32 protein-coding genes are annotated in these 25,824 nt (G+C 36.9%); 5 read left to right on the plus strand and 27 right to left on the minus strand.

Going from position 1 to position 25,824, the window contains the following annotated elements; all coding sequences use genetic code 11:
* Nucleotides 1-336: 336 nt before the first annotated feature.
* Nucleotides 337-771, minus strand: a complete 435-nt coding sequence (locus DIS06_RS00005; RefSeq protein WP_110111201.1) for a peptidylprolyl isomerase — start codon at nucleotides 769-771, stop codon at nucleotides 337-339.
* 206 nt (nucleotides 772-977) lie between these two features.
* Here DIS06_RS00005 and DIS06_RS00010 point away from each other — a divergent pair, with 206 nt between their 5' ends.
* A complete protein-coding gene (locus DIS06_RS00010) occupies nucleotides 978-1,856 on the plus strand; it encodes a DUF1002 domain-containing protein (RefSeq protein WP_110111202.1) in 879 nt (292 codons plus the stop codon).
* A gap of 28 nt (nucleotides 1,857-1,884) precedes the next feature.
* Here the strand turns inward: DIS06_RS00010 and lysA are convergent, their stop codons facing one another.
* The 22 genes from lysA to DIS06_RS00120 all read right to left on the minus strand — a co-directional run bounded on the left by lysA (nucleotide 1,885) and on the right by DIS06_RS00120 (nucleotide 19,332).
* On the minus strand, nucleotides 1,885-3,204 hold the full coding sequence (lysA, locus tag DIS06_RS00015; protein ID WP_110111203.1) for a diaminopimelate decarboxylase: 1,320 nt from the start codon (nucleotides 3,202-3,204) through the stop codon (nucleotides 1,885-1,887).
* Nucleotides 3,205-3,345: 141 nt separating this feature from the next.
* Nucleotides 3,346-4,827: a spore germination protein gene (locus DIS06_RS00020; RefSeq protein ID WP_110111204.1), complete on the minus strand. Its 1,482-nt coding sequence runs from the start codon at nucleotides 4,825-4,827 to the stop codon at nucleotides 3,346-3,348.
* A complete protein-coding gene (gene spoVAEA, locus DIS06_RS00025) occupies nucleotides 4,781-5,386 on the minus strand; it encodes a stage V sporulation protein SpoVABEA (protein ID WP_110111550.1) in 606 nt (201 codons plus the stop codon). Before spoVAEA ends, DIS06_RS00020 begins: the two co-directional genes overlap by 47 nt.
* Nucleotides 5,387-5,396: 10 nt before the next feature.
* Nucleotides 5,397-5,747 carry a stage V sporulation protein AE gene (gene spoVAE, locus DIS06_RS00030; protein ID WP_110111205.1) on the minus strand — a complete coding sequence of 117 codons (351 nt, stop codon included), beginning with the start codon at nucleotides 5,745-5,747 and terminating at the stop codon, nucleotides 5,397-5,399.
* Complete coding sequence (gene spoVAD / locus DIS06_RS00035; protein ID WP_110111206.1) at nucleotides 5,748-6,764, minus strand: stage V sporulation protein AD; 1,017 nt, start codon at nucleotides 6,762-6,764, stop codon at nucleotides 5,748-5,750. It abuts the gene before it with no gap.
* A gap of 17 nt (nucleotides 6,765-6,781) precedes the next feature.
* Nucleotides 6,782-7,240 (minus strand): stage V sporulation protein AC, encoded by a 459-nt coding sequence (gene spoVAC, locus DIS06_RS00040; protein WP_110111207.1) that lies wholly within the window; start codon nucleotides 7,238-7,240, stop codon nucleotides 6,782-6,784.
* 17 nt (nucleotides 7,241-7,257) lie between these two features.
* Nucleotides 7,258-7,680, minus strand: a complete 423-nt coding sequence (locus tag DIS06_RS00045; protein WP_110111208.1) for a stage V sporulation protein AB — start codon at nucleotides 7,678-7,680, stop codon at nucleotides 7,258-7,260.
* Nucleotides 7,670-8,290 carry a stage V sporulation protein AA gene (locus DIS06_RS00050; RefSeq protein ID WP_110111209.1) on the minus strand — a complete coding sequence of 207 codons (621 nt, stop codon included), beginning with the start codon at nucleotides 8,288-8,290 and terminating at the stop codon, nucleotides 7,670-7,672. Before DIS06_RS00050 ends, DIS06_RS00045 begins: the two co-directional genes overlap by 11 nt.
* 151 nt (nucleotides 8,291-8,441) lie before the next feature.
* Nucleotides 8,442-9,200 carry an RNA polymerase sporulation sigma factor SigF gene (gene sigF, locus DIS06_RS00055; RefSeq protein ID WP_110111210.1) on the minus strand — a complete coding sequence of 253 codons (759 nt, stop codon included), beginning with the start codon at nucleotides 9,198-9,200 and terminating at the stop codon, nucleotides 8,442-8,444.
* A gap of 13 nt (nucleotides 9,201-9,213) precedes the next feature.
* Nucleotides 9,214-9,657 carry an anti-sigma F factor gene (spoIIAB, locus tag DIS06_RS00060; protein WP_110111211.1) on the minus strand — a complete coding sequence of 148 codons (444 nt, stop codon included), beginning with the start codon at nucleotides 9,655-9,657 and terminating at the stop codon, nucleotides 9,214-9,216.
* Nucleotides 9,657-10,007, minus strand: a complete 351-nt coding sequence (gene spoIIAA, locus DIS06_RS00065; RefSeq protein ID WP_110111212.1) for an anti-sigma F factor antagonist — start codon at nucleotides 10,005-10,007, stop codon at nucleotides 9,657-9,659. Before spoIIAA ends, spoIIAB begins: the two co-directional genes overlap by 1 nt.
* Before the next feature lie 106 nt (nucleotides 10,008-10,113).
* Entirely contained in the window at nucleotides 10,114-11,280 is a 1,167-nt protein-coding gene (locus tag DIS06_RS00070; RefSeq protein WP_110111213.1) for a D-alanyl-D-alanine carboxypeptidase family protein, read from the minus strand.
* A 90-nt stretch (nucleotides 11,281-11,370) separates the two neighbouring features.
* Entirely contained in the window at nucleotides 11,371-12,036 is a 666-nt protein-coding gene (locus DIS06_RS00075; RefSeq protein WP_110111214.1) for a DUF421 domain-containing protein, read from the minus strand.
* Nucleotides 12,037-12,047: 11 nt separating this feature from the next.
* Nucleotides 12,048-12,425, minus strand: coding sequence for a DUF4363 family protein (locus DIS06_RS00080; protein WP_162595820.1), 378 nt, complete (start codon nucleotides 12,423-12,425; stop codon nucleotides 12,048-12,050).
* A gap of 130 nt (nucleotides 12,426-12,555) precedes the next feature.
* Nucleotides 12,556-13,860: a pyrimidine-nucleoside phosphorylase gene (locus tag DIS06_RS00085; protein WP_110111216.1), complete on the minus strand. Its 1,305-nt coding sequence runs from the start codon at nucleotides 13,858-13,860 to the stop codon at nucleotides 12,556-12,558.
* 24 nt (nucleotides 13,861-13,884) lie between these two features.
* Nucleotides 13,885-14,709, minus strand: coding sequence for a purine-nucleoside phosphorylase (locus tag DIS06_RS00090; RefSeq protein WP_110111217.1), 825 nt, complete (start codon nucleotides 14,707-14,709; stop codon nucleotides 13,885-13,887).
* A 21-nt stretch (nucleotides 14,710-14,730) separates the two neighbouring features.
* A complete protein-coding gene (deoB, locus tag DIS06_RS00095) occupies nucleotides 14,731-15,915 on the minus strand; it encodes a phosphopentomutase (RefSeq protein WP_110111551.1) in 1,185 nt (394 codons plus the stop codon).
* 241 nt (nucleotides 15,916-16,156) lie between these two features.
* The gene (xerD, locus tag DIS06_RS00100; protein ID WP_110111218.1) at nucleotides 16,157-17,050 is read right to left on the minus strand and encodes a site-specific tyrosine recombinase XerD; all 894 of its coding nucleotides are present in this window, start codon (nucleotides 17,048-17,050) and stop codon (nucleotides 16,157-16,159) included.
* Nucleotides 17,051-17,056: 6 nt separating this feature from the next.
* A complete protein-coding gene (locus DIS06_RS00105; RefSeq protein WP_110111219.1) occupies nucleotides 17,057-17,284 on the minus strand; it encodes a YqzK family protein in 228 nt (75 codons plus the stop codon).
* Nucleotides 17,285-17,461: 177 nt separating this feature from the next.
* Nucleotides 17,462-17,929, minus strand: coding sequence for a ferric iron uptake transcriptional regulator (gene fur / locus DIS06_RS00110; protein WP_110111220.1), 468 nt, complete (start codon nucleotides 17,927-17,929; stop codon nucleotides 17,462-17,464).
* Between the two features lie 111 nt (nucleotides 17,930-18,040).
* On the minus strand, nucleotides 18,041-18,685 hold the full coding sequence (gene spoIIM, locus DIS06_RS00115) for a stage II sporulation protein M (RefSeq protein WP_110111221.1): 645 nt from the start codon (nucleotides 18,683-18,685) through the stop codon (nucleotides 18,041-18,043).
* Nucleotides 18,686-18,780: 95 nt separating this feature from the next.
* Nucleotides 18,781-19,332 carry an NUDIX hydrolase gene (locus tag DIS06_RS00120; RefSeq protein ID WP_110111222.1) on the minus strand — a complete coding sequence of 184 codons (552 nt, stop codon included), beginning with the start codon at nucleotides 19,330-19,332 and terminating at the stop codon, nucleotides 18,781-18,783.
* Between the two features lie 70 nt (nucleotides 19,333-19,402).
* Here DIS06_RS00120 and mciZ point away from each other — a divergent pair, with 70 nt between their 5' ends.
* Nucleotides 19,403-19,543, plus strand: a complete 141-nt coding sequence (gene mciZ / locus DIS06_RS00125) for a Z-ring formation inhibitor MciZ (RefSeq protein ID WP_110111223.1) — start codon at nucleotides 19,403-19,405, stop codon at nucleotides 19,541-19,543.
* A 111-nt stretch (nucleotides 19,544-19,654) separates the two neighbouring features.
* Complete coding sequence (locus DIS06_RS00130; RefSeq protein ID WP_110111224.1) at nucleotides 19,655-20,563, plus strand: aldo/keto reductase; 909 nt, start codon at nucleotides 19,655-19,657, stop codon at nucleotides 20,561-20,563.
* 105 nt (nucleotides 20,564-20,668) lie between these two features.
* Here DIS06_RS00130 and DIS06_RS00135 read toward each other — a convergent pair whose 3' ends face one another.
* The 4 genes from DIS06_RS00135 to DIS06_RS00150 form a co-directional block, all read right to left on the minus strand.
* Nucleotides 20,669-20,899 (minus strand): YqkE family protein, encoded by a 231-nt coding sequence (locus tag DIS06_RS00135; protein WP_110111225.1) that lies wholly within the window; start codon nucleotides 20,897-20,899, stop codon nucleotides 20,669-20,671.
* Between the two features lie 76 nt (nucleotides 20,900-20,975).
* Nucleotides 20,976-21,644: a CoA transferase subunit B gene (locus tag DIS06_RS00140; RefSeq protein WP_110111226.1), complete on the minus strand. Its 669-nt coding sequence runs from the start codon at nucleotides 21,642-21,644 to the stop codon at nucleotides 20,976-20,978.
* Between the two features lie 21 nt (nucleotides 21,645-21,665).
* Nucleotides 21,666-22,355 (minus strand): CoA transferase subunit A, encoded by a 690-nt coding sequence (locus tag DIS06_RS00145; RefSeq protein ID WP_110111227.1) that lies wholly within the window; start codon nucleotides 22,353-22,355, stop codon nucleotides 21,666-21,668.
* A 139-nt stretch (nucleotides 22,356-22,494) separates the two neighbouring features.
* The gene (locus DIS06_RS00150; RefSeq protein WP_110111228.1) at nucleotides 22,495-23,682 is read right to left on the minus strand and encodes an acetyl-CoA C-acetyltransferase; all 1,188 of its coding nucleotides are present in this window, start codon (nucleotides 23,680-23,682) and stop codon (nucleotides 22,495-22,497) included.
* Nucleotides 23,683-23,853: 171 nt separating this feature from the next.
* Between DIS06_RS00150 and DIS06_RS00155 the strand changes: the two genes are divergently transcribed.
* Nucleotides 23,854-24,753 carry a hydroxymethylglutaryl-CoA lyase gene (locus tag DIS06_RS00155; RefSeq protein WP_110111229.1) on the plus strand — a complete coding sequence of 300 codons (900 nt, stop codon included), beginning with the start codon at nucleotides 23,854-23,856 and terminating at the stop codon, nucleotides 24,751-24,753.
* A gap of 167 nt (nucleotides 24,754-24,920) precedes the next feature.
* Entirely contained in the window at nucleotides 24,921-25,823 is a 903-nt protein-coding gene (locus tag DIS06_RS00160; RefSeq protein WP_110111230.1) for an alpha/beta hydrolase, read from the plus strand.
* The last annotated feature ends 1 nt before the right edge of the window (nucleotide 25,824 follow it).

Raw genomic sequence — 25,824 nt, forward strand, 5'->3', positions numbered from 1 at the left:
ACTATATTATATCAAACTTTTAGTGAAAGTTAAATAATTGAAATAGAGAAAGGAGGGACAAGGTGGAAGTTTCAGATACTTGATATGGTACAAAATCTTACGATTTCAAGTGTACCATACCGTATCTGACGGCAATTCCTCCCCCACTTATCGTTGGGCTACGCCCTTCACACGATTGAAGTAGGGGTATCCTTGCCGATTTAAGATGAATATTTCATGAAAGGCCCCGTCCATTTCATTCACTTCTTTACTGAATAACCATGGCAGGGGCCTCTTCTATCATGTGAACAACACGATAGGTGTTAACCTTAACGCATTCACATTTTTAACAAATCATTATTCTTCCCAAACTTTAACTTCTTTCATTACATCGCCATTTTTCATCTTTAAGACCGTATCCATACCTTCTGTTACTTGACCAAACACAGTGTGAACACCATTTAAGTGTGGCTGAGGCTCATGAACGATAAAGAACTGACTACCTCCTGTATCTTTTCCAGCATGTGCCATTGATAAAGAACCTGCAACATGCTTATGAGGATTACCTTCTGTTTCACATTTAATTGAGTAACCTGGTCCACCTGTACCTGTACCTGTTGGACAACCACCTTGAGATACAAATCCAGGAATCACACGATGGAATGTTAAACCATTATAGAAACCTTCGTTTGCTAATTTTTCGAAGTTTTCAACTGTTCCAGGTGCTTCGTTTTGATATAATTCAATTGAAATCTTTTCGCCATTTTCCATTAAAATGCTTGCTTTTTTCATTTTATTAACCCTCCAGTGTATGTACTTAAATACAAAATACTTCATTTATTCTACTATAAATGACACAGTAAATTCAATGTGACAATTTTTTATGAAACTTTTCCTTTACTTATTCGTCTAATAAAGTATGGACAACATTCACCTATGCTAAAAAGAAATTTTGTACTATAATACGTGTGATGTCCATGTAAAAGGAGGTTACATCAATGAAGTTGAAATTTAAATCTATTATTCTCGCAATAAGTATGACCGCTCTTCTTATCTCTCCAATGAAGAGTTTAGCAGATGCTGCTGAGGGAGATGTCATCATTACACTAGGAGAAAATTTAACAGCTGAGCAAAAAGAAACTGTATTAAATAATTTGAATGCTCCTGAGGAAGCACAGATTATCACCGTTTCAAATAAAGAAGAACATGATTATTTAGGGGATTATATTCCAAAGGCTCAAATTGGTTCAAAAGCAATCTCATCATCTAGCATCACACTAGGTGCAAAAGATTCTGGTATCAGTGTATCAACGAACAACATTCAATGGGTTACAGATGATATGTACATTAATGCATTGATGACTGCTGGTGTGAAAGACGCAGAGATTGAAATTACCTCTCCTGTCCCGGTATCCGGAACAGCAGCTTTAACTGGTATTATTAAAGCGTACGAAATTCAAACGGATCAAGTGATTCCAGAAGATGTAAAAAAAGTAGCAAACGAAGAAATGGTTCAAACGGCTAAACTTAGTGATAAAGTCGGAGCTGAAAAAGCAACTGAACTAATGACTCGTGTAAAAGAAGAAATCGCGAAAAACGAGCCACAAACAGAAGAAGATTTACGTGCATTAATTGAGCGAATTGCATCAGAACTTGGAATTACATTAACAGATGCAGAATTAGATGCTCTTGTTGATTTCTTTAATAAATTAAAATCAATGAATATTGATTGGAATCAAGTAAAAGATCAATTAGCCGTCACAAAAGAGAAAGTGACAACCTATCTGCAATCTGAAGAAGGTCAATCATTCCTTCAAAAATTAAAAGATTTCCTTCAAAGTTTACTCGATGCAATTCGAGCTATCTTTGGAGCTTAATAAAAAAAGCTGACCGAGGTCAGCTTTTTTATTTCTTGATTGAGATTTGATAACGTAAATCATTTTTTATAATATCTTCATATGTCTCACGCTTTACGACTAACTGAGCTTCTCCATCTTCTACAAATACAACGGCTGGTTTTGTTAAACGATTATAATGACTGGCCATTGAATATCCGTAAGCGCCTGTACAGAAAACAGCTAATAAGTCACCAGGTTGTGCAGTTGGTAATGATAAGTCCCAAATCAACATGTCTCCTGATTCACAGCATTTCCCAGCGATTGACACAACTTCATCAGCAGCTTCGTTTAGACGATTAGCTAGAGCTGCTTCATATTTCGCTTGATATAAAGCTGGACGAATATTATCATTCATTCCTCCATCAATCGCTACATATTCACGTATGTTTGGAACATGCTTTCGAGAACCGATTGAATAAAGAGTCGTACCAGCATCTCCAACTAGTGAACGACCTGGCTCGATCCAGATTTCTGGCATCGGTACGTCTAGTTCTACCACTTGCTTTTTCACTTCATCAATAATGACTTCTACATATTGTCCCACTGGAATTGGTGTGTCTTCACTCGTATAGCGAATTCCAAACCCTCCACCTAGGTTTAATACCTCTGGCGTATAATTTAATTGTTGCTTCCACTCACTCATTTTCGTAAATAATTTTTGAGTAGCCATGACAAAACCCGTCGTCTCAAAAATTTGAGAACCAATATGACAGTGAATTCCTAGTAAATGAAGCCCTTCAAATGCTAATGCTTGTTGAACCGCTTTGTCTGCCTGCCCATTTTGTAAATCAAACCCAAATTTTGAGTCTTCTTGACCTGTTAAAATATAATTATGAGTGTGCGCTTCAATTCCTGGTGTTAATCGTAGTAAAATTGGCGTTGTTTTTTGATAACGTTGACTAATTTCATTCAATAAGTCTAATTCATAAAAGTTATCAACAACAATACAGCCAATATTCGCTTCAATTGCCATCTCAAGTTCCTGACGACTTTTATTATTTCCATGAAAATGAATACGTTCTACTGGAAAATCTGCTGCTAACGCTGTATATAGTTCCCCACCTGATACAACATCTAATGACAATCCTTCATCCTGAACAAGTTGAACCATTGCAATTGTAGAAAAAGCTTTACTTGCATAAGCCACTTGTGCTTTCACGTTTTGCTTATCAAATACTTCTTTAAATTCACGTGCTCGTTGACGAATTAATTCTACGTCATAGACATACAAAGGTGTACCAAATTCATTCGCTAGATCGACTGTATCCACTCCACCGATTTCGAGATGTCCTTTGTCATTTACTTTACTGGTTCCATGCAAAAACATTGTCCTACCTCGTTCCCTTTATTTAATCTTGTAAAAAAGACAGCTAGCAGCTCATCGCTGATAACTGTCTATAATTTATCACTTTACTTAATTAAAACAAATCTATCATAACTCTTAGCCTGTTGCAACCACATTCTTACATTATTGTTTAGCAGGCTGACGATCTTTATTTTGCGGATGTATAATGCTTGGACGAGCTGTTGCTCCAGGAACAGATGTGCGAATAAAGATCTGCCACATCGCTTTCGGATTGAATGGAATAAACGGCCATAAATAAGGTGTGTTTAATGATTTTGTTTTCGCTAAAAATAAAATATATAGCGTAACAACAATCACAAAACCTGGCGTATGGAATAAAGCGACACCAATAAGTAACGCCAATCGTACCATTTTATGTGCAATAGCCAATTCATAGCTTGGTGTTGCAAACGATCCAATTGCAGCAATTGCTACATATAAGATCACTTCAGGAACAAAAAGTCCTACATCAATGGCGATTTGACCAATTAAGGCTGCGGCGATAAGACCCATTGCGGTTGCCAACGGTGTTGGAGTATGAATGGCGGCCATCCTCAGAAATTCAATCCCTATATCCGCTAAAAAGATTTGAACAACTGTTGGAATATTCGTTTGTTCATTGGGTCCAATAAATTGTAGATTCGGTGGTAATAATTGTGGTTCTAATACAAACAACAACCATAGTGGTAACAAAAACACCGATGCCATAATCCCCAGAAAACGTACCCATCTAATAAAGGTCCCTACAGCTGGTGCTTGACGATATTCTTCAGCATGCTGAACATGATGAAAAAAAGTTGTAGGTGTAATGATGACACTTGGTGAAGTATCCGTAATGACAATTACGTGTCCTTCTAACAAATGAGTTGCCGCCGTATCCGGGCGTTCTGTGTATCGGACTAACGGAAAAGGGTTAAACCCTTGCTTAAGCATAAACTCTTCGACTGATTTATCTGCCATGGGTAAACCATCGATTTTAATAGAGGTAATTTCATTTGTCACGAGTTCAACGAGACCTGGATCTGCGATACCATCAATGTAGCCAATCGCAACATCCATTTTTGATCGTTCACCTACTTTATGAATTTCAAAGCGTAGTCGACCATCACGAATGCGTCGACGTGTTAAAGCTGTATTAATAATGATATTTTCCGTGTATCCATCACGCGCTCCACGAATTACTTTTTCTGTGTCTGCTTCCTGCGGCTGTCTTCCTGGATACATACGAACATCGACTTCAAATCCTTCTTCTTCTCCATCGATAATCACAAAAATGAGACCAGATAAGACTGTATCCATTCCCTCTTCAAGTGTTTTAAGTGGTTTGACTTGTTGGTGAATCAATCGATTTTCGACAATGCTTTTTAACTTCGCTTTTTCTACTTCATTATCATTAATTTGAACAAGTACTTTTGCGATCTCAATAATATATGCACTATCACAAAGGCCCGTTACGTAGTACATATGTACTTCACGATCTAAAATCATTAATTTTCTTGCACCAACATCAAAGCTTGTAATCATACTTGCATTTTTTTTAAACCACTCATCATTTTGTCTAATCTTTGGATAAATCTTTGTCTTTTGCTCCGTCTCTTGTGCCATAAAACCCACTCCTTTCTAAAATAATCTGTGTTGCTTTTTCTGTAATGGGGCAACCATATTTCGGGTGATCCATTCTTGCCATTTTTCCAATATCTCCTACACCTACAATGATAGGAACATCTAATTCATCTAAACAGTAAACGGTATCACCATTTATTCTTCCAATTTCCAACTCTTGAATACCACTTTTATCTACACCGTGCTCTGTTAATTCTCCAAATCGATCCACACTCACATCTACTCTTGTCCACTCATTTTGATGAGTTTTGGAAGCAACAGCAATGACACCTAACACAGATATGTGCTTATGATTTGCCACATGCATTAACGCCTGCTCTCCAGGTCCTTCACCCAAAAAACCACTATCATCAAACATTACAAATACTGGATCATGTGGGGTTTGGAAAATAAACTTCACAATTTGCTCTCCTGTTAATCTTGTTGGATTACCTTGTGATTTTGAGATACAGCGTCCCCCCACTTTTTTAGCAACATATTCAACTGCTTTTCTTGCATATTCATCACCATCTGTTACTAAAATGACCCGCTTTTTTTCCATTTTCATTCACTTATCCCTTCGGCTTAAAAATAAGTGCAATAATGAATGCAAATAAAATAGCTGATGAAATCCCAGCAGATGTTAATTCAAAAATCCCCATTGCAATTCCAATAAATCCGTGCTCTTCCGATTGCGCCATCGCTCCGTGTAATAAAGAATGACCAAAACTTGTAATCGGAACAGTAGCACCTGCTCCTGCAAATTCAATAAATTTGTCATAAATTCCAAATCCATCAAGAACGGCTCCTGTCACCACAAATGAACTCATTACATGTGCCGGTGTTAACTTTGCGAAATCTAATAGAAGCTGACCAATAATACAGATTGCTCCTCCCACAACAAAAGCAATGACGTAATCCACTTACATTCCTCCTCCTACGTGCTCCATAACAACTCCGTGAGCGATTGTTGGAATGGATTCTTTTTGTTGAACCATTGTGGGATTTAAAAGCGCCCCTGTCGCTACAACAAAAATCTTTTTTAATTTCCCTTTTATTAATTCATTTATAATGTGTCCATACGTAACAACTGCTGAACACCCACATCCACTTCCCCCTGCAAACACATGTTGATCTGGACGATACACCATTAGTCCACAATCATTATGATTGTTTGATACATCATATCCTTCATCTTTTAACAATTGCTTTAAGATAGGACTACCCACTCCCGATAAGTCTCCTGTTAAAATCAAATCATAATCTGATGGTTGTCTATTTAAGTCAATGAAATGTTGTTGAATGGTATCAGCTGCTGCTGGTGCCATCGCTGACCCCATATCAAATGGATCTTTAATTCCATAATCAGCAACCTTCCCAATGGTTGCAGCTGTCAACTTTACTAATCCTTTATTTTTAGAAATTAAAGCTGTTCCCGCTCCAGTAATGGTAGAAGTAGCTGTATCGGGTTTTTGTCCTCCATACTCTGTTGGATAACGAAATTGTCGTTCAGCGGTAGCATTATGACTACTAGCAGATGCTAAGACGTGATTAGCAAATCCAGCATCGACAAGAGCAGCACCTGTTGCTAATGTTTCCATCGATGTCGAGCACGCACCAAACATACCTAAAAAGGGAATTTGATGATGCCGTGCAACAAAATTAGCTGTGACATTTTGATTTAACAAATCACCAGCTAAAAATAAATCAACGTCTTCATACGTCAAGTTGACCTTGTTTATACAAGTATCAATGGATTCCTTCATTAATTTTCTTTCTGCAAGCTCCCAATTATCCGCATCACAATGAAGATCCTTATGAGTAATATCATATGTATGACCAAGTGGACCGTCCGCTTCTTTTGGTCCTACAGCTGTACCTGTTGACGCAATGAAAATGTCATGTTCATATACCCATGTTTGCTTTCCAACTTTTCGCATTTATACCCTTCCTTTCATCACCAAAGTAAATGCAATGTATAGCGAACAATTCCTACAACGTATGCTGCAACTACTCCAAACACGATAACGTTACCAGCTAGTTTAAACATATTAGTTGCTACCCCAAGTACAATTCCTTCACTTTTGTGTTCTAACGCAGCACTTGTCATCGAGTTAGCAAACCCTGTAACAGGAACAGCAGAACCAGCACCTGCAAATTGACCAATCTTATCGTATACTCCTATTCCCGTTAAAATAGCTGAGATTAAAATAAGCGTAGCGACGGTTGGGTTACCGGCATTTTTTTCACTAAAATCAAAGAATGCAATATAAAAATTTTGAATTGCCTCGCCAATGGTACAAATGATTCCTCCTACTATAAATGCCTTTATACAGTTTGATACATAAGGTGGCTTTGGTTGAAAGGGTTTAATATTTTCCTTGTAATTATCTTTTAATTTTTGCTGCTTTGCCATGGATGTTTACCTCCTTCTCATTGATCAACAAAATAGATCCAGTGAAACAAAGACCCAAATACTTTTCCTAATACAATAGCCATCAACAAGATGACAATCTTATCGGCAATACCAATTCTCTTTGCCAAAATAGGCAAAACATTTAACACTTCTGTTAAAGCCGCTGCTAGCATTCCAATAAATGTTCCACTTGCTAATCCAACAAACATAATAATAATGACAGGCAATCCCCATTTATAATCATGAAGAGCAGCCCATCCACCTAATACTGCACCACTAATCACCGCCCACTCATACGCTTGGATATATTTCATTGTTTTCGTCAGCTGCATGAGTCTTGGAATGATACCTAATACTGTTAAAAAAGCGACGAAACCACCACCTACTGCAAGACCTCCTGCAAATCCTATTAAAATGGTTAGCAGTATGTTAGCGATCATCGATATGCATCATACTTTCTTTATTTTCATTCATGATGACATATTGATCTAAGTCTTGTTGGTAATTAAACATTTCTACTTCAAGAGGGCTTGGTTCTTCATTAATTCTTTTTCGAAACAAATGGTTAAAGAATAAAACCATCCCCAACCCTAACCCTATAGAATACGGTATTTGCAATAGTAGTGGCTTTTCATCTCTTATTCCTGTGAGCATATAAAAGATTTTTTGATGAACTTCTCGCATGCTAACATCTTCATGAAAATTCATAATAGCTAGTGAAGCACCTATGAATAATAGAAGCCAAACGGCCACAAAAAGAGGAAAAGAATAACTTGTCTTTTTATAGACGACTTCTACAATTGTTTGAGACGGGCCCACTGTTTGAATTGTAAGATTGTCAATTTGATGATTTAAACGTTGTATCACCTTCATTATGTCGATAATGACAATGTTTTTGTCACTCATATTTATGCGATGAATGACTGTGTTTTCAATTTCTTGCTTAATCTTTTCGTCAGCGATAATCATTGCAATTTGACCTACTAAAACAGTTTCATTCGGATGAACTTGCACACGATGCCTCATGCGCAAATAAACGGTTTGTTCCACAATCATCACACCTCAAAAATCGTTATCACCCTTGTATGTGTAGTATGTATTTCCTTCCAGTATCTAATGCAACAGTTGATCATCCATTAATTACCATAAAAACCTAAAAAAAAAGTGTCACAAAAAACAAAATTGTTTTTTGTGACACTTTTTACCCTTCCATGCGGGCTTTCATTTGTTTAAGAATTTTCTTTTCGAGCCTTGATACTTGTACTTGTGAGATGCCTAACCGGGATGCGACTTCTGATTGAGTTTGATCTTTATAGTATCGTAAGTAGACAATTAAACGTTCACGATCATCTAATCCTTCTATTGCTTCTTTCAACGCAATTTTATCAAACCACCTTGTTTCTTGATGATCCGCAATTTGGTCTAATAAAGTAATAGGGTCTCCATCATTTTCATAAACCGTTTCATGAATTGAAGATGGTGCACGATTCGCCTCTTGTGCTAATACCACTTCTTCAGGTGATAAATCTAAGTATTCTGCGACTTCAGCAACAGTAGGTACTCTTCCTAAACTTTTCGAAAGTTCATCTTTCGCCTTTCGAATTTTATTACTCATTTCCTTTAATGAACGACTAACTTTCACTGTGCCATCGTCGCGGATAAAGCGTTGAATTTCACCAATGATCATCGGTACCGCATAAGTTGAAAATTTAACATCATAGGAAAGGTCAAATTTATCAACAGACTTCAACAAACCAATTGACCCGATTTGAAACAGATCATCTGGCTCATACCCTCGGTTAATAAATCGCTGAACCACTGACCAGACTAATCGCATATTTTTTTGAACAATCGTATCTCTTGCCTGTTGATCACCTTGTTGACTACGCTTAATTAACTCTTTTACTTCACTATCTTTTAAATAACTTTCGCTCTTATCATGTTTGACCTCCACATCCATAGGCAAGTCTCCCTTAATTACAAAGCGCTTTGCTTTTTGTTAGATGCTTTTTTAAATAAACCGTTGTTCCATTTAACAAACTAGATTCCACGTTAATTTCATCCATAAAATTCTCCATGATGGTAAAGCCCATTCCAGACCTTTCCAAGTCCGGTTTTGTTGTAAATAATGGTTGCGTTGCTTCATCGACATCATCAATGCCAATACCTTCATCTTTAATAGTAATTTCGACCATACCTTCATCATGTAATAACACTGAAATATACACAATCCCAGCTGGATTACTTTCATAACCATGAATGATGGCATTTGTTACTGCTTCTGATACAACAGTTTTAATTTCTGTAATCTCGTCCATTGTCGGATCAAGTTGTGTAACAAAAGCTGCTACTGTGACACGCGCAAACGATTCATTTTGACTTAACGCAGAAAACTGAAGGTGCATTTCGTTTTTCATCATGCCACCCCCAATTTCTGCAATGCATGTTGTTCATCTAGCTCTAATTTAATTATTTTAAATAAACCAGACATATCAAACAAACGCTCAACAGATGGAGAGATTGAGCATACAACCATTTCTCCTCCGTTATTTCTAATTTGTTTATAACGTCCTAAAATTACACCTAAGCCTGAGCTATCCATGAATGTAAGGTTTTCTAAATTCAATAAAATATGATGAACGTTTCCTTGCTCTAAAACATTTGTGATTTTTTGTCTTAAGTGATCCGCTGTATGATGGTCTAACTCTCCACCTAAACGAACAAGTAATACGTCTTGCTTTAGTTCTAACTCAACAGAAAGACTCACTGTACAAACCCTCCTCGAAATCGTATAGTCAGTCTTTCGCTATTTAAAAGTTAGATTCCTTCTAGATGACAAAACTAGTATAATTTCGTCAATTTTAGCCGTTCTATTAAGAAGATTGTGTAAACATAGAGAATGTTCGTTTAAACAATTGCCACCATGATGCTTCTTTAACTTCTTCACCTGCTACAAGTGGAGACGTACTTAGTACTTCGTTTTTCTTTTTAATCATAATTGTGCCAAGCTCATCGCCTTTTTCTACTGGAGCATTAATGTTTTTATTTAACTTCACTTCCGTTTTCACGTCTTTTGCTGAAGCTCCCTTTTTCAATAAGATAGAAATAGGTTCAGAAGTAACAACATTGACATCTTTTTTGTGGCCTTTATTTACTTCTGCTTTTGTAATAACCGCATCTCGTTCATAAACAGGTGATGTCTCATATTGACTAAATGCGTAATCAAGCATTTTTGTAACTTGATTGTTTCTGTCTTTTGGTGTGTCAGCTCCAAATACAACCGCAATCACACGCATATTTCCTTTTTTAGCAGTAGCCGTTAAACAATATTTCGCTTCTGACGTATACCCTGTTTTCACGCCGTCTACTCCATCATAAAATTTCACAAGACGATTTGTGTTAACAAGCCAAAATTTCTTATCTGTATTTTCTCGCAAATAATCTTCATATTTACCCGTATAGTTTGTAATATCTTCATACTTTAATAACTCTTTTGCCATCATTGCCATATCGTAAGCTGTACTGTAATGATTACTCGTTGGTAATCCTGTTGGGTTTTGAAACTTTGTATTCTTCAATCCTAGCTCATTTACTTTATCGTTCATCATTTTTACAAACTGTTCTTCTGAACCAGCAATATGCTCGGCCATTGCAACAGACGCATCGTTTCCTGATCCAATTGCAATTCCTTTAAGCATTTCATTGACAGTCATTTCTTCACCTGGTTCTAGGAAGATTTGTGATCCACCCATAGACGCTGCATACTCACTCGTTCGAACTTTATCAGTTAATGTGATTTTTCCAGTATCAAGCGCTTCCATGATTAAGATCATCGTCATAATTTTGGTCATGCTAGCAGGAGGAAGTTGTTGCTTACTATTTTTATCGTATAGTATCTCTCCTGTATCTCTCTCAACTAAAACTGCTGATTTCGCTTTATCAACTAACTCTGAAGTAGATTGTTCATTTGCTAAAACAGGTTGTGATATAAGTGGAAACAAAAAAGTTGTCAGTACTGTTACTATTAAAAATTGCCTCATCTCCACAAACCTCCATTCTTTATACCTCCTATTTTTTCCAATCTACTAATCGTTTATACACTTCGAACCTTACAAAATCTTTATTTTCTATTAAATATTTATATAGAGTGTTCCATCAGACTGAGCCTCAGCATAAATAACCTGTTTAGACTCAACATCATACTGACTCTTCAGTTGATCCAACAGCCATTCCTTTGACTTTCCAACTTGCTGAAGCCCTTCTTCGAGAATTTGTCCTTGTATGATGACTGCATACATTAATTCATCTTCATCAACTGTGAGTTTTAAGTCTTCGGTTGTCACTGGCCGTACAGCCACCATCGGTAAAACAGATAAACTACCTCCAGGCTCTAAAATCGCATAGTTAACATCTGATAGCTTAAAGAACCCTTGTGCGCGAAGCATAGATAACAAGCTGTAAACTGTCATACCATTTAGTTTCAACTGTTTCATATCAATATGTCCGTGTTGAACAAGAATAGATGGCCGTGCATTTAGTCCATAAAATGTACTCCACATTGATAGTTTGGTAACAAAAACAAGGATAAGACCTAAAACAATCACGCCAAAAGCAGTTTTAAAGGTATCAGCTGAAACGAGAGGTTGAGCTGCAACATTCGAGATAATAAATAAAATAGCGACTTCGTAGGGAGATAATTGAGCGATGCTCTTTTTACCAATAAAGTTTGTAACCAACCACGTACCTAACACGACGATAATAGCTCTAAAAAAATAAATGAGTAAATCAGCTAACATAAAATTACCTCCTAGAATCGCGGAGATAAAGACGCAATGTTTTTAAACAAAACAATTACCTCTCTCCCTTCTTTTATAACATCTTTCTCATCTTTCACTTCAACTGCAGCTTCTAGCCTCTTTAATGCTGTAACAAATAAAGCATGATTTGTTCCTGAATTTTTTATCGCGATAACGGTTCGCCCACGTTCCCACATGTTATTCACTTGATTAAGTTCAAAAGTCGCTTCGCCCCACTCCTCGCTTTGAGCTGCCTTCATCACTCGATTTACGTGATTATAAAATGTATGTTCTCCTTTAAAGAAAACCGTGTATTGATAAATATATAAGCTGCCGTATAGTAAACATAAGGCCACACTCAACCAAATGGTGACAGATTTTTGACTCATACTAACACCTTCTTTTTCAATAGCAGTTATGATTAAAAGTATAGACATACATTGACGTGTTCAACCTTTGTTGTCAAAACAAAAAAGGCATACAAAGTGATCAATACTTTGTACGCCTAAAAATACATATTTATTTTTCAACTGTACCATAAACAAGAGGTGGTGCTTCTACCTTGTCCTTAGTTACTTTAATGCTGTTATAAATCTTCTCTTTTACTTCATCGATGTTTTCTTGATTGCTGTAGATTGTCACAAGCGATTCGCCTACTTTGACTTCATCCCCGATTTTTTTACGAAGCATAAGACCTACTGCTAAATCAATTTCTGATTCTTTTGTTGCACGTCCAGCACCTAACAACATCGCTGCTGTTCCAATTGAGTCGGCAATAATTTCAGATACGTAACCGTCTTCTTTTGCTTCTAATTCAACAATGTGTTTTGCTTGTGGTAATTGAGAAGGATCATCTACGACTGAACCATCTCCACCTTGAGCACTTAAGAATACTTTTAATGCTTCTAGTGCTTTACCATTTTGAATCACTTCTTCTAGCATTTGGCGAGCTTGCTCTAAACTGTTTGCTTTTTTCGCAAGGTATACCATATAACTTCCTAATACTAAACAAAGTTCTTCTAAATCTTTCGGCCCTTCCCCTTTTAACGTATCAATGGCTTCCTGAATTTCTAGTGCATTTCCAATCGCAAAGCCTAATGGTTGACTCATATCTGAAATAACAGCCATCGTTTGACGACCAACGTTGTTCCCAATGTTCACCATAGCTTGTGCAAGTTCTTTTGCATCATCTAAATCTTTCATGAATGCACCTGCACCTGTTTTTACGTCTAAGACAATTGCATCTGCACCTGCTGCAATTTTCTTACTCATAATCGAACTCGCAATTAAAGGAATGCTGTTAACGGTTGCCGTTACATCACGCAGTGCATACAGTTTTTTGTCTGCTGGTGTTAAGTTACCTGTTTGACCGATTACTGCCACTTTGTTTTTATTTACTAAATCAATAAACTGCTGCTTATCAATTTCTACATGAAACCCAGGTACAGCTTCTAATTTATCGATTGTACCACCTGTATGACCTAGACCACGACCTGACATTTTCGCTACCGGAACCCCTACCGCTGCTACTAAAGGAGCTAGCACTAATGTTGTTGTATCTCCAACACCACCTGTACTATGTTTATCTACTTTTATTCCTTCAATTTCAGACAAATCAATTACATCTCCTGATTCTACCATTGCCATTGTTAGATCAGCACGTTCTTGCTCTGACATTCCTTTAAAATAAGTAGCCATTGCAAATGCACTCATTTGATAGTCAGGAATCGAGCCATCTGTAAAACCTTGAATAATCATTTGAATTTCTTCTGTAGACAACTCTTGTCCATCACGCTTTTTCTGAATTAAATCTACCATTCTCATGATTCATAACCTCTTCTCTTTAAATTAATGATTTGGAATTTCTCTTACTAACTCTTTTACAAGTAATAAGAATTGTTGTTTTACTTTTTCTGTTGTCTCAATAACCTCATCATGATGTAACGGCTGATCAAGAATTCCTGCTGCCATATTTGAAATACAAGAGATACCTAATACTTTCATTCCTGCATGACGAGCAACAATAACCTCAGGTACTGTTGACATCCCAACTGCATCTCCACCTAAAGTACGTAACATACGCACTTCAGCAGGTGTTTCGTATGTTGGACCTGTGTTTCCTACGTATACACCTTCTTGTACGTCAATGGTTAATTTATTGGCTACATCTTTCGCTAAGGCGCGTAGATTTTTGCAATACGCTTCAGACATATCTGGGAAACGAACGCCTAAATCTGAGTCATTTGGTCCAATGAGTGGGTTTGTACCAAAGTTGTTAATATGATCAGTAATAATCATTAAATCTCCTGGTTGGAATGACTCGTTAACTCCACCTGCTGCATTTGTTACAATTAACGTTTCAACACCTAATTCTTTCATTACTCGCACAGGAAACGTTACTTTATCTAATCCGTATCCTTCGTAGAAGTGAAAGCGCCCTTGCATCGCCACAACAGGAACGTCATGAATCGTTCCTAATACAAGTTGACCAGCATGTCCTTCTACAGTCGAAACCGGGAATTCTGGAATTTCATTGTAAGGAATTTTTACAGCATCTTGGATTTCATCTGCTAGTACCCCTAACCCTGATCCTAAAATAAGCCCCACTTTAGGTGTTGTTTCATATTTTTCTTGGATAAATTGAGTTGATTTTTTCATTACTTCACGATTCATTTCTTATCTCTCCCTCAATCATTAATTTAATTCTTTTAAGAAGCTTTTTCCGTGCTTTGGTAAGGACACATTAAAGTTTTCTGCTATTGTAGCCCCTACATCCGCAAACGTTTCACGAATAGGTAATTCTTTTCCTACTTTCATACTTGGGCTATAAACGACTAATGGCACGTACTCTCTCGTATGATCTGTTCCATGGTGAACCGGGTCATTTCCATGATCCGCTGTAATCAGTAATAAATCATCATCTTTTAGTAACTCTAATACTTCTGTCAGCCTTGCATCGTATTCTTCTAATGCATCCCCATACCCTTTTGGATCACGACGATGCCCAAATAGTGCATCAAAATCGACTAAGTTGACAAAGCTTAACCCTGTAAAGTCCATGTTTAACGTATCTATTAACTTATCCATTCCATCCATGTTTGATTTTGTTCGTAACGACTGCGTCACACCTTCACCATCGTAAATATCTGCAATTTTACCAATTGAAATTACATCAATGTGATTATCTTTTAATTCATTCATGACTGTGCGACCGAATGGCTTCAGTGCATAATCATGACGGTTAGATGTACGTGTGAAGTTACCTGGCTCACCTAAGAATGGTCGTGCAATCACTCGTCCGATCATATAAGGGTCATCCAACGTCATTTCACGTGCGATTTCGCAAATTTTATACAGTTCATCAATGGGTACAATCTCTTCATGAGCAGCAATTTGAAGCACAGAGTCTGCAGACGTATAAACAATTAAGTCTCCTGTTTTCATGTGCTGTTCGCCTAACTCATCTAAGATTTCAGTTCCCGAAGCTGGCTTATTCCCAATAATTTTACGCCCTGTTTTTTCTTCTAGTTGTGTAATAAGTTCTTGAGGAAAGCCATCTGGAAACACATTAAAAGGCGTATCAATACGCAACCCCATAATTTCCCAATGACCTGTCATTGTATCTTTTCCAGCAGATACTTCTTGCATTTTTGTGTAGTACCCTAAAGGTTGATCAGCTTTTTCAATTCCTTTAATTTCACGGATATTGCTTAAACCTAACTTTGCCATATTTGGCATGTGTAAACCGCCTTTGTGTTCCGCAATATGACCGAGTGTGTCAGCACCTTTATCATTAAATTGTGCCGCATCAGGTGCTTCTCCAATTCCAACAGAATCCATTACAATTAGAAAAACACGTTTATATGTATGAGTAGACATATGAATCCCTCCATTATTTAAAGCTTTTACTTGTAACTTTCCCACAACAAATTCATTTAACCAAAACTCCAACACGTCAGAAGTCTGACAACCTAAGTATAAATGTTTTCAATCTGTTTGTACATCATTTTAAAAGCGGTTACAAAAAATAAATAAAGCCCACTTTTCATTCCATCGTTATCCACCACTTATGTTGGTTTGTTTCCTTGGCGGAATGAAATGAAAGTAGGCTCACCGTTAATTAAGCTCTTGGGTGGAATTGATTATATACATCTTTTAAACGTGCTTTTGTTACATGCGTATAAATTTGCGTTGTCGAAATATCAGCATGTCCCAACATCTCTTGTACAGCTCTTAAGTCAGCGCCATTTTCTAATAAATGTGTAGCAAAAGAATGGCGCAACGTATGAGGCGTTAACTCTTTTTCAATCCTCGCTTCTCTTGCAAGCTTTTTTAAAATTTTCCAAAAACCTTGTCTTGTTAAACGCTTGCCATGATGATTTAAAAATAACGATTCATCCGTATTCTTCTGTTTCGCTAACGTTGGCCGAGCTTGATTTAAGTATGTCGTAATCATCTCTGTCGCCATCCGTCCAATTGGCACGATTCTCTCTTTGTTCCCTTTTCCTAAGCATCGAATAAAGCCCATTGTAAGGTGAATATCAGATAGATTAAGGTTTACTAACTCAGATACTCGAATCCCTGTTGCATATAACACTTCAAGCATGGCTTTATCTCTTATCCCTAATGGAGTACGAGTATCAGAAGCTAACAGCAACGCGTCTACTTCTTCTGTTGTTAATACCTTGGGCAATTTCCGCTCTGATTGAGGCGTTTCAATATGAACTGTAGGGTCTTGCTCTGCCACTTTCTCTCTCAATAAAAATTGATGAAACGAACGAATGGAAGCAATATGTCTAGCAATCGTTTTAGACGATTTTTGCTCCTCTTTTAAATAACGTAAAAAAGCAATGATGTGTGTACGTGATATCTCATTAACAGATTGCAATTGCTCCACGCTCTTAAGAAATTGCACGTACTTTTTTAAATCTCGTTCATACGAATCAATTGTATTTTTCGCTAATCCTCTCTCTACTACTAAGTAATGAATAAAATCTTGAATTTGATCGTTCAATACACTCTACTCCCCAGTTTGATAAAACATTAATAATCGTTGCAACCATGTTTGCTCCTCATCCACATGCATACTCATTACTTTGATCGCAGCTCCTTTAGGCTCATCATATCTTTGATAACTCTCATATTCTTTATGAACCCAAATCATTCCATAGTAAAACAACACAGTGAACCCTGTAAACAAAACAAAGACTTTACAAGTATTATATAATAATTCCATCCATGATTTCATTCATATATCCTCCATTGTTATTAGTTATTAGAAGATATGCCAAGATGGACATGTTTTATACATACTATTAAATTGGTCGAATTGGTTTGAGTGGGTCAGAGTGAATCCACATTCCTTTTCATTATTTTTCATTAGAAACACAAATAAAACCTTCTCCAAGATGGAAAAGGTTTTATGTTAATTGGCTTCATCACTATTCTCACTATCTTTCTCTTGACAACGATAGCAAATACCGTGGAACGTTAAGCGATGATCTTTAATTTTAAACTTCCATTGATTTTCAACAATTTCTTCTACATCTTCAAGTAAATCGTCTTGAATTTCATCAACCGAACCACACTCAATGCAAACTAAGTGATGATGAAAATGAGCCGCTCCTTCTTTACGAAGATCATAGCGTGACACTCCATCACCAAAGTTTATTTTATCTACAACTTTTAATTCTGTAAGTAATTCCAGCGTTCGATATACAGTTGCAAGCCCAATCTCTGGGGATTTTTCCTTGACGAGGAGATAAACATCTTCAGCACTCAAATGGTCCTCTTCATGTTCAAGGAGTACTCTCACAGTCGCCTCACGTTGAGGTGTTAATTTATAACTGGCTGAGTGCAACTGTTGTTTTATTCTTTCAACTCTACTTTCCATCAACATTCCCTCCCTCGCCACTACTTGTCTATTATATCAAATGTAAGGGAAGTGTCAAAATAAAATCATTATAAATAAATAAAAATAAACACTATTATTTAATAATAATTATTATCTTTGGATCGCTGACATAACTGTTTTCATTAATAGTGGTGACACATATCCTTCCACTGTTGCAGCACCTGTAATGAAAATGACTGCCACTACCATTGTGATGCTATAGCGTAAAAAAGCAGCAGAAACCGGCTCATTCATTCCTTTGAAGAACTGCTGACGAATTAACTTTAAAGAAAAAGCGACAGAAGCGGTTGATAAAATAATAAAAGCGGGTATTAAGAACATATTTTGAGGCATGATGGATACAAATGAAACAGCAAAACCTTGCAACTCCATTTGATTCACTAAAAAGCCTACGGTAAAGCCAATCACCATTCCTTTTAAAAACAATAAGACCAGTACAATTGGTAAACCAATAATAGAGATACCTAATATCCAAATGAAGCCTAAATATTTTAAGTTGTGAAAGAAACTTTGTTGAAACATTTCAGAACTACTTGCTACTTCACCTTCTAACACTTGTCCAAAGAAGCGATTTAAATAAAAATATAAGTCCTGCTTCTGCTCTAGACTCAAACTATTTACGACAATTGCCCCGAATATGACACCCATCAGAAATAAGATAATGACAAATAAATAAATGGAACTATTTTCACGAAAGTGGGAAATAGATGCTTTTTGAAATGGTCTTCTCTTCATCGGTATCCTCCTATCAATCTCTTAGTAGAGTATATGATAGAGGGAATAATATATGATTCTATCTCAAAATTTCACCCTAAAAATCGATATGACGCTTACTCTCCTAGTACGCTTCTTAACTGTAAGTACTGCACTGCATAAGCTGTTTTGGCATCGTAAATTTGTTGGTTTTGAACATATGTTAAAGCTTCTTCTAACGTAAGATGCAACACTTCAACGAATTCATCCTCATCTAGCTCTGCTTTGTTCTCCATCTCTTTAAGGTCTTCTGTAATATACAAATGAACAAGCTCATCTGCGAATCCTGGCGATGTATAGAAAGAAATGATGTGACGTAACGATTCACACGTGTAACCTGTTTCTTCTTCTAGTTCTCGCTTGGCAGTTACGATAGGTTCTTCCCCTTTTTCTAACTTTCCAGCAGGGATTTCAACAAGAATACGATCCATTGCTTTTCGATATTGTTTGACCATGACCATTTTATGATCAGGAGTAAGACCAATTACCGCCACTGCCCCAGGATGCTTCACAATTTCACGTTTGCTTGTTTTACCATTAGGGAGCTCTACTTCTTCATGATACAAATCAATGACACGACCTTCGAAAAGCTTTTCTGACGACACTGTTTTTTCGATTAAATGTTTCATTTTATACACCTCGTTCTATTTTTTTCTTTCCTACATATATTCTATCATACGATGCTTAGGGGGTAGGAAAATGAAAGTTTATGTACAAGAAAAGCAAATTATTTTAGTAGGAAAAGCATGGGAGATTCGTCAAAAACTAAAAGAATATAGTAATCACTTTGAATATATGAACGACTGGATTGAACATATCCATCAAAATGAAAAGAGCTGACAATTTATTGTTAGCTCTTTTCATTTGTTTAACCACTACATTTGAGTTCTCACTGTCACACAAGCTACAATGAGAGAGAGTAACTTAAATCATTCATGAGGAGTGAATCTAGTGGAGAAACGCCAACTAGGTACATCAGATTTATTTGTAAGTACATTAGGGTTAGGATGTATGTCTTTAGGTAAAGAGGAAAAGCAAGCAATTAACATCATTGACTATGCTATCGATTGTGGTATTAATTATTTAGATACAGCGGATTTATACGATTTTGGATTGAATGAAGAGTTTGTTGGAAAAGCCATAAAAGAAAGGCGTCATGACCTCATTTTAGCAACAAAAGTCGGAAACAAGTGGACAAAAGGGCAAGAGGGCTGGAGTTGGGATCCATCAAAAGCGTACATAAAAAAAGCTGTAAAAGATAGTTTAAGAAGACTTCAAACAGACTACATCGATTTGTACCAGCTTCATGGTGGCACCATTGAAGATAACATTGATGAAACCATTGAAGCATTCGAAGACTTAAAGCAAGAAGGAGTTATTCGTCAATATGGGATTTCCTCTATCCGGCCAAACGTCATTCGTGAATATGTGAAGAAATCTTCTATCGTCAGTGTGATGATGCAATATAGCATCTTAGACCGTCGTCCTGAAGAAACCATTCTACATCTACTTGCGGACCGCCACATTAGTGTGGTTGCACGTGGTCCTGTTGCTAAAGGACTATTAACAAACAAAGCAATGGAGAAACTAACGGAAAAAGGTTACTTAGATTATACGAGTGAAGAGCTAGAACAACTCCTTCCAAAGCTTCGAGAAATCCGAGGAGATGAGTCATTCAATGCAACAGCTTTACAATATTGCTTACATTCTTCAACTGTCGCTTCTGTGATTGCAGGTGCAAGTAGCATTCAACAAGTACAAGAAAACATTGAAGCAATAGGTTACAAGAAACTAACAATGGAAGAATATCAACTCATTCAGTCTCTTTCTAAATCGGTTGTGTACGATAGTCACCGTTAAAAACAAAAAAGGTTGTGTCAACAAGCGGACATATATCGCCTTTTGACACAACCTATCACATGGCTCTTTTATCAAATCAACAAACAGATGAGACAACAGATGTTATTATTTAAACTGCTTCCAGTTCAAGTCACTTTCACCTAAAAGTTGCTCAAACGTTTTGTTTTTCTCCGCTTGCTTACGTGCTTCTTCACGCTTTTTACGCTCTTCTTCTTGCTTCACTACTTCCTTTGCTTCAAGTGCTTTCTTTTTTTGCTTAAGCTGCTCTAGCAAACTTGTATCTAATTGATCCTTTAAGCTTAGTTGATCTTCTGATTTCTTCTTTTGTTTTGCCATTGTAACCCCTCACTCACATCGTTGATGTTGAACATAGTATACCATATGGCGTCACAAATCAGAAATAGTTCAACAATTAATAAGCGTCTACTTTTACCGTTTCATCAACAATTAGGCTTGGTTCAGTTGATGCTACTACTTCTTCAACTGTATAGCCTTTTGCAACTTCTACTAACTTTAGTCCTTGTGGTGTCACATCCATCACAGCGCGGTCTGTAATAATACGATGAACCACACCTTGACCTGTTAATGGGAGTGAACATTCTTTTAAAATTTTGGACTCACCCTTTTTGTTCACATGTTCCATGATAACAATGATACGCTTTGCACCATGAACAAGGTCCATTGCCCCGCCCATTCCTTTAATCATTTTACCTGGAATCATCCAGTTAGCTAAGTCGCCATTTTCAGCTACTTCCATTCCTCCAAGAATCGCAATGTCGATATGACCACCGCGAATCATTCCAAATGACTCTGCACTGTCAAAGTAAGCAGCACCTGGAATGGCCGTAACGGTTTCTTTTCCTGCATTAATTAAATCTGGATCAACATGTTCTTGTTTTGGATATGGCCCAATCCCTAATAATCCATTCTCAGATTGTAAAACAACCGTTTTATTCTCAGAAATGTAGTTTGCCACAAGAGTTGGGATACCAATACCTAAGTTAACATAAAAACCATTTTCAATTTCTTTTTCAGCACGTCTTGCAATCTTCTCTCTTACTTTTACACCATCTTTAATCATTGTTACACCTTCCCCTTTCTGTTACTGTTGTACAGTTAGACGCTCAATCCGTTTTTCTTGCTTTCCAATAATGAGTGATTGTACATATACACTTGGTGTGTGAATCATATTTGGATCTAGTGCACCTGTTTCATATAATTCCTCTACTTCTGCAATTGTGACTTTTCCAGCCGCAGCAATCATTGGACTGAAATTTCTAGCGGTTTTGTTATAAATTAAATTCCCCATGTGATCTGCTTTCCAAGCTCTTACTAAACTAAAGTCTGCAACTAATGCTTCTTCAAGAAGGTACTCTTTCCCATTAAATACGCGGGTTTCTTTCCCCATTTCCACAGGAGTTCCTACTCCTGCTGGTGTATAAAAAGCAGGTATCCCTGCTCCACCTGCACGAATTTTCTCGGCTAACGTTCCTTGTGGTAGTAATTCCACTTCAATTTCACCTGAGAGAACTTGTCGCTCAAACTCTTTGTTCTCACCCACGTAGGAGCCAATCATTTTTTTAATTTGTTTATTCTTTAATAATAATCCCAATCCCCAATCATCTACTCCACAGTTATTTGATATAACAGTCAAGTCTTTTACTCCAGTTTCAACAAGAGCTAAAATTAAATGTTCAGGAATTCCACATAAGCCGAAGCCTCCAACCATAATTGTTGAACCATCGTGTATATCCTTTACCGCTTCAATAAATGATGTATGTACTTGTTTCATATTTCCCACTCCTTTTGTAAACGCTTTCTAAAAACTGATAAAAACAATCTTAACTCTTTTAGACTATTAATCATCTTTAAATTTATTCGTAAATGAATGGTAATCCTCTCTACTCGGAGGATTACCATTCATTTTATAACTATGCTTTTTCTACAATTGTAGCAACACCTTGTCCGCCACCGATACATAACGTTGCTAATCCTAATTTTACATCACGCTTTTGCATTTCATGGATAAGAGTGACTAATACGCGTGTACCACTTGCTCCAATTGGATGTCCTAAAGCAATTGCTCCACCATTTACATTTAACGTTTCTTTATCAAACTGTAGCTCGCGATCTACAGCAATTGATTGAGCAGCAAATGCTTCATTGGCTTCTACTAAATCAACATCTGTTAATTGAACAGCTGCTTTTTCTAATGCTTTTTTCACCGCACTTACAGGTCCAATTCCCATAATGCTCGGATCTACTCCTGCACTTGCATTTGCTTTAATCGTTACAAGTGGTTGTAATCCTAGTTCATCTGCTTTTTTACGACTCATAACCACAACAGCAGCAGCGCCATCATTAATACCAGAAGCGTTACCCGCTGTAACAGAGCCATCTTTTTTAAATGCAGGACGAAGCTTTGCTAATCCTTCAGCAGTTGTACCATAACGAGGAAACTCGTCTTTTTCAAAAAGTGTAACCTGCCCCTTACGACCAGGTACTTCTACTGGTACGATTTCATCTGCAAAGCGGTTTGATTCAATTGCCGCTTCCGCCTTTTGTTGGCTCGATGCAGAAAACGCATCTTGCTCTTCTCTTGATATACGATATTTTTCACATAAATTTTCAGCTGTAACACCCATATGATAATCGTTAAATGCACACCATAAACCATCTTTAATCATGCTATCAACGACTTTTTGATCTCCCATTTTATAGCCATTTCGTGCCCCTTGTAATAAATAAGGTGCTTGACTCATGTTTTCCATTCCGCCTGCTACAATAACGTCAGCATCTCCAGCAAGGATTGCTTGTGTTGCTAAGTGAACGGCTTTTAAGCCTGATCCACATACTTTATTAATCGTTAATGAGGAAACGGTTTCAGGTACACCCGCAGCAAGTGCAGCTTGACGAGCAGGATTTTGTCCTAAGCCTGCTTGTAAGACATTTCCCATGATAACTTCGTCCACATCAGTTCCTTTTAACCCAACTTTGTCTAAAGCACCTTTAATAACAGTGCCTCCTAAAGTTGTTGCCGCCACATTTTGTAAACTTCCCCCAAAACTACCGATTGCAGTTCTTACTGCACTTACAATAACTACCTCTGTTTGACTCATGTCGTAAAACAACTCCTTACTGTTTGATAACTGTCAATCTAGCAATTCGACGTATTATTAAAAATTCCTCTTATTTTGTCAAAATTTATATTTTTTATTGAATTCTCAGAATTATAAATTAAACTAATTAATAAGTAAGCGCTATCATTATCTTGAGGAGGAGATTCTTTTATGACTTTACCGAAAGCTGTAACCATTATTGAAGTAGGACCACGTGACGGGTTACAAAATGAAAATCAATTCGTACCAACTGAAGCGAAAATTACGTTTATTAACTTGTTAAAGCAAGCAGGTTTTACCGAAATGGAACTAACTTCTTTTGTATCGCCGAAGTGGGTGCCTCAAATGAAAGATGCTAAAGACATTGTATCTGCTTGTTCAGACTCTTTTCGAAACATCGTGTTAACTCCCAATCAAAAAGGTGTGGAATTAGCGAGAGAGTTACAGTGTGATGCAGTTGCCGTATTCGTTGGTGTAAGTAATACATTTAATAAAAAAAATATTAATAAAACAACGGACGAAAGTATGCAAGAACTAACTCCTATTATCAAGCAGCTAAAAAACGAAAACCGATTTGTGCGCGCATGTATTTCGACTTCTTTTTATTGTCCATATGAAGGGAAAATGAAAGAAGAAGATACCATTGCGCTTTGTAAGCAGTTTGTAGAAGCTGGTGTGGATGAGCTCAGTGTAGCTGATACAATCGGTATGGCTAATCCAAAAGATGTTTACTCTCTTTTCTCTAAATTAAATCAGTTGTTCCCTGACGTGTTATTAACTGCTCATTTCCATGATACAAGAGGTATGGCTATTGCTAATATCTACGCAGCTTTACAAGCGGGTGTATCACGATTTGATTCATCTGCAGGTGGACTTGGCGGCTGCCCTTTTGCAAAAGGAGCAACAGGTAATGTTGCAACTGAAGATGTCGTATTTATGCTACATGAGATGGGTATTGAAACAAACATTGATTCTTCAAAACTATTAGAAGCAGTCGCATTTATTGCACCATATGTATCTCGTAAGATTGACAGTAAATACTTTACGCTGAAACAGCCTACACCTCTATAAATTTTCCGAGAAATATTTGATCATATGCGTAAGTGATTTAATTAAACACCCTTTATCGATTCATTGTTTTTATTAGGATTCAACACTCTATTCAGTTCCTTCTTTCATGTGAAAATGCTACACTATACATATGCATCATGTCACAATTTTCACAAGGAGTTAAAATAATGAAAAAATGGTTAATTGTAATAGGTGTAATCATTGGTTATGTCGTAACAGTTGGAATTTTTTTTACCAACCGACTTATGTACATTAAAAAGAAAACAGATGAAGAGTTGATTGAGCGCGAAACATCAGAGGGCTTTTATCAAGAACAGCTTTATCATAGCTTGCCTAAGCAGTTGTTTAAACTTTCTTCTCCATTTGGTTATCAACTATCTGGTACCGTTATTAAACAAAATGAGAATAAACGATTCATCATTTTTTGTCATGGAGTAACGGTACACTCAATAAATTCCATAAAGTATATGAACTTATTTTTAAAGCGTGGGTGGAATGTTATTTTATATGACCATCGTCGTCATGGTCTTTCGGAAGGAAAAACAACAAGTTATGGTCATTATGAAAAGTTTGACTTACAAACAGTAGTAAATTGGACAAAAGAGCAGTTTGGCAATGATATTATACTTGGAATACATGGTGAGTCAATGGGAGCTGTGACAACTTTACTCTACGCAGGGATGGTAGAGGACGGGGCAACATTCTACATTGCAGATTGCCCTTTTTCTGATTTTGAAGAGCAATTATCATACCGTTTAAAAGAAGATTTCCATCTGCCGAAACAACTAATAATGCCTGTTGCCAATGTGTTTTTAAAACTAAGAGATGGGTATTCATTTAAAGATGTTTCACCGGTTCAAGTTGTGGAAAATATACACAAGCCTGTCCTGTTTATTCATAGTGAAGAAGATTCATACATTTTACCGAACATGACAAAGGAACTGTATGATAAAAAAAGCGAACCAAAACAACTCTATTTAGCTCCCCTTGGCACTCATGCCCGTTCTTACGCAGAAAATCAAGAAGAGTACGAAAGAGTCATTGATTCCTTTTTAGAACAAATAAGCTGAA

The sequence above is a fragment of the Bacillus sp. CGMCC 1.16541 genome (genome assembly GCF_003184905.1).
In the GTDB taxonomy this organism is placed as follows: Bacteria; Bacillota; Bacilli; order Bacillales; family Bacillaceae_H; genus Priestia.

Excerpts from the sequence above, each read along its gene's own strand:
- lysA (WP_110111203.1), bottom strand. The coding sequence starts at position 3,204 with ATGTTTTTGCATGGAACCAGTAAAGTAAATGACAAAGGACATCTCGAA.
- spoIIAB (WP_110111211.1), bottom strand. The coding sequence starts at position 9,657 with ATGAAAAACGAAATGCACCTTCAGTTTTCTGCGTTAAGTCAAAATGAA.
- DIS06_RS00140 (WP_110111226.1), bottom strand. The coding sequence starts at position 21,644 with ATGATTAAAGATGGTGTAAAAGTAAGAGAGAAGATTGCAAGACGTGCT.
- DIS06_RS00135 (WP_110111225.1), bottom strand. The coding sequence starts at position 20,899 with ATGGCAAAACAAAAGAAGAAATCAGAAGATCAACTAAGCTTAAAGGAT.
- DIS06_RS00120 (WP_110111222.1), bottom strand. The coding sequence starts at position 19,332 with ATGAAACATTTAATCGAAAAAACAGTGTCGTCAGAAAAGCTTTTCGAA.
- sigF (WP_110111210.1), bottom strand. The coding sequence starts at position 9,200 with ATGGATGTGGAGGTCAAACATGATAAGAGCGAAAGTTATTTAAAAGAT.
- DIS06_RS00145 (WP_110111227.1), bottom strand. The coding sequence starts at position 22,355 with ATGAAACAAGTACATACATCATTTATTGAAGCGGTAAAGGATATACAC.
- deoB (WP_110111551.1), bottom strand. The coding sequence starts at position 15,915 with ATGTCTACTCATACATATAAACGTGTTTTTCTAATTGTAATGGATTCT.
- spoVAD (WP_110111206.1), bottom strand. The coding sequence starts at position 6,764 with ATGCGAAAAGTTGGAAAGCAAACATGGGTATATGAACATGACATTTTC.
- spoVAEA (WP_110111550.1), bottom strand. The coding sequence starts at position 5,386 with ATGGAAAAAAAGCGGGTCATTTTAGTAACAGATGGTGATGAATATGCA.
- DIS06_RS00070 (WP_110111213.1), bottom strand. The coding sequence starts at position 11,280 with ATGAGGCAATTTTTAATAGTAACAGTACTGACAACTTTTTTGTTTCCA.
- DIS06_RS00160 (WP_110111230.1), top strand. The coding sequence starts at position 24,921 with ATGAAAAAATGGTTAATTGTAATAGGTGTAATCATTGGTTATGTCGTA.
- DIS06_RS00005 (WP_110111201.1), bottom strand. The coding sequence starts at position 771 with ATGAAAAAAGCAAGCATTTTAATGGAAAATGGCGAAAAGATTTCAATT.
- DIS06_RS00085 (WP_110111216.1), bottom strand. The coding sequence starts at position 13,860 with ATGAGAATGGTAGATTTAATTCAGAAAAAGCGTGATGGACAAGAGTTG.
- DIS06_RS00150 (WP_110111228.1), bottom strand. The coding sequence starts at position 23,682 with ATGAGTCAAACAGAGGTAGTTATTGTAAGTGCAGTAAGAACTGCAATC.
- fur (WP_110111220.1), bottom strand. The coding sequence starts at position 17,929 with ATGGAAAGTAGAGTTGAAAGAATAAAACAACAGTTGCACTCAGCCAGT.
- DIS06_RS00105 (WP_110111219.1), bottom strand. The coding sequence starts at position 17,284 with ATGAAATCATGGATGGAATTATTATATAATACTTGTAAAGTCTTTGTT.
- DIS06_RS00075 (WP_110111214.1), bottom strand. The coding sequence starts at position 12,036 with ATGTTAGCTGATTTACTCATTTATTTTTTTAGAGCTATTATCGTCGTG.
- DIS06_RS00080 (WP_162595820.1), bottom strand. The coding sequence starts at position 12,425 with ATGAGTCAAAAATCTGTCACCATTTGGTTGAGTGTGGCCTTATGTTTA.
- DIS06_RS00045 (WP_110111208.1), bottom strand. The coding sequence starts at position 7,680 with ATGATCGCTAACATACTGCTAACCATTTTAATAGGATTTGCAGGAGGT.
- DIS06_RS00010 (WP_110111202.1), top strand. The coding sequence starts at position 978 with ATGAAGTTGAAATTTAAATCTATTATTCTCGCAATAAGTATGACCGCT.
- DIS06_RS00155 (WP_110111229.1), top strand. The coding sequence starts at position 23,854 with ATGACTTTACCGAAAGCTGTAACCATTATTGAAGTAGGACCACGTGAC.
- mciZ (WP_110111223.1), top strand. The coding sequence starts at position 19,403 with ATGAAAGTTTATGTACAAGAAAAGCAAATTATTTTAGTAGGAAAAGCA.
- spoVAC (WP_110111207.1), bottom strand. The coding sequence starts at position 7,240 with ATGGCAAAGCAGCAAAAATTAAAAGATAATTACAAGGAAAATATTAAA.
- spoIIM (WP_110111221.1), bottom strand. The coding sequence starts at position 18,685 with ATGAAGAGAAGACCATTTCAAAAAGCATCTATTTCCCACTTTCGTGAA.
- DIS06_RS00090 (WP_110111217.1), bottom strand. The coding sequence starts at position 14,709 with ATGAATCGTGAAGTAATGAAAAAATCAACTCAATTTATCCAAGAAAAA.
- DIS06_RS00020 (WP_110111204.1), bottom strand. The coding sequence starts at position 4,827 with ATGGCACAAGAGACGGAGCAAAAGACAAAGATTTATCCAAAGATTAGA.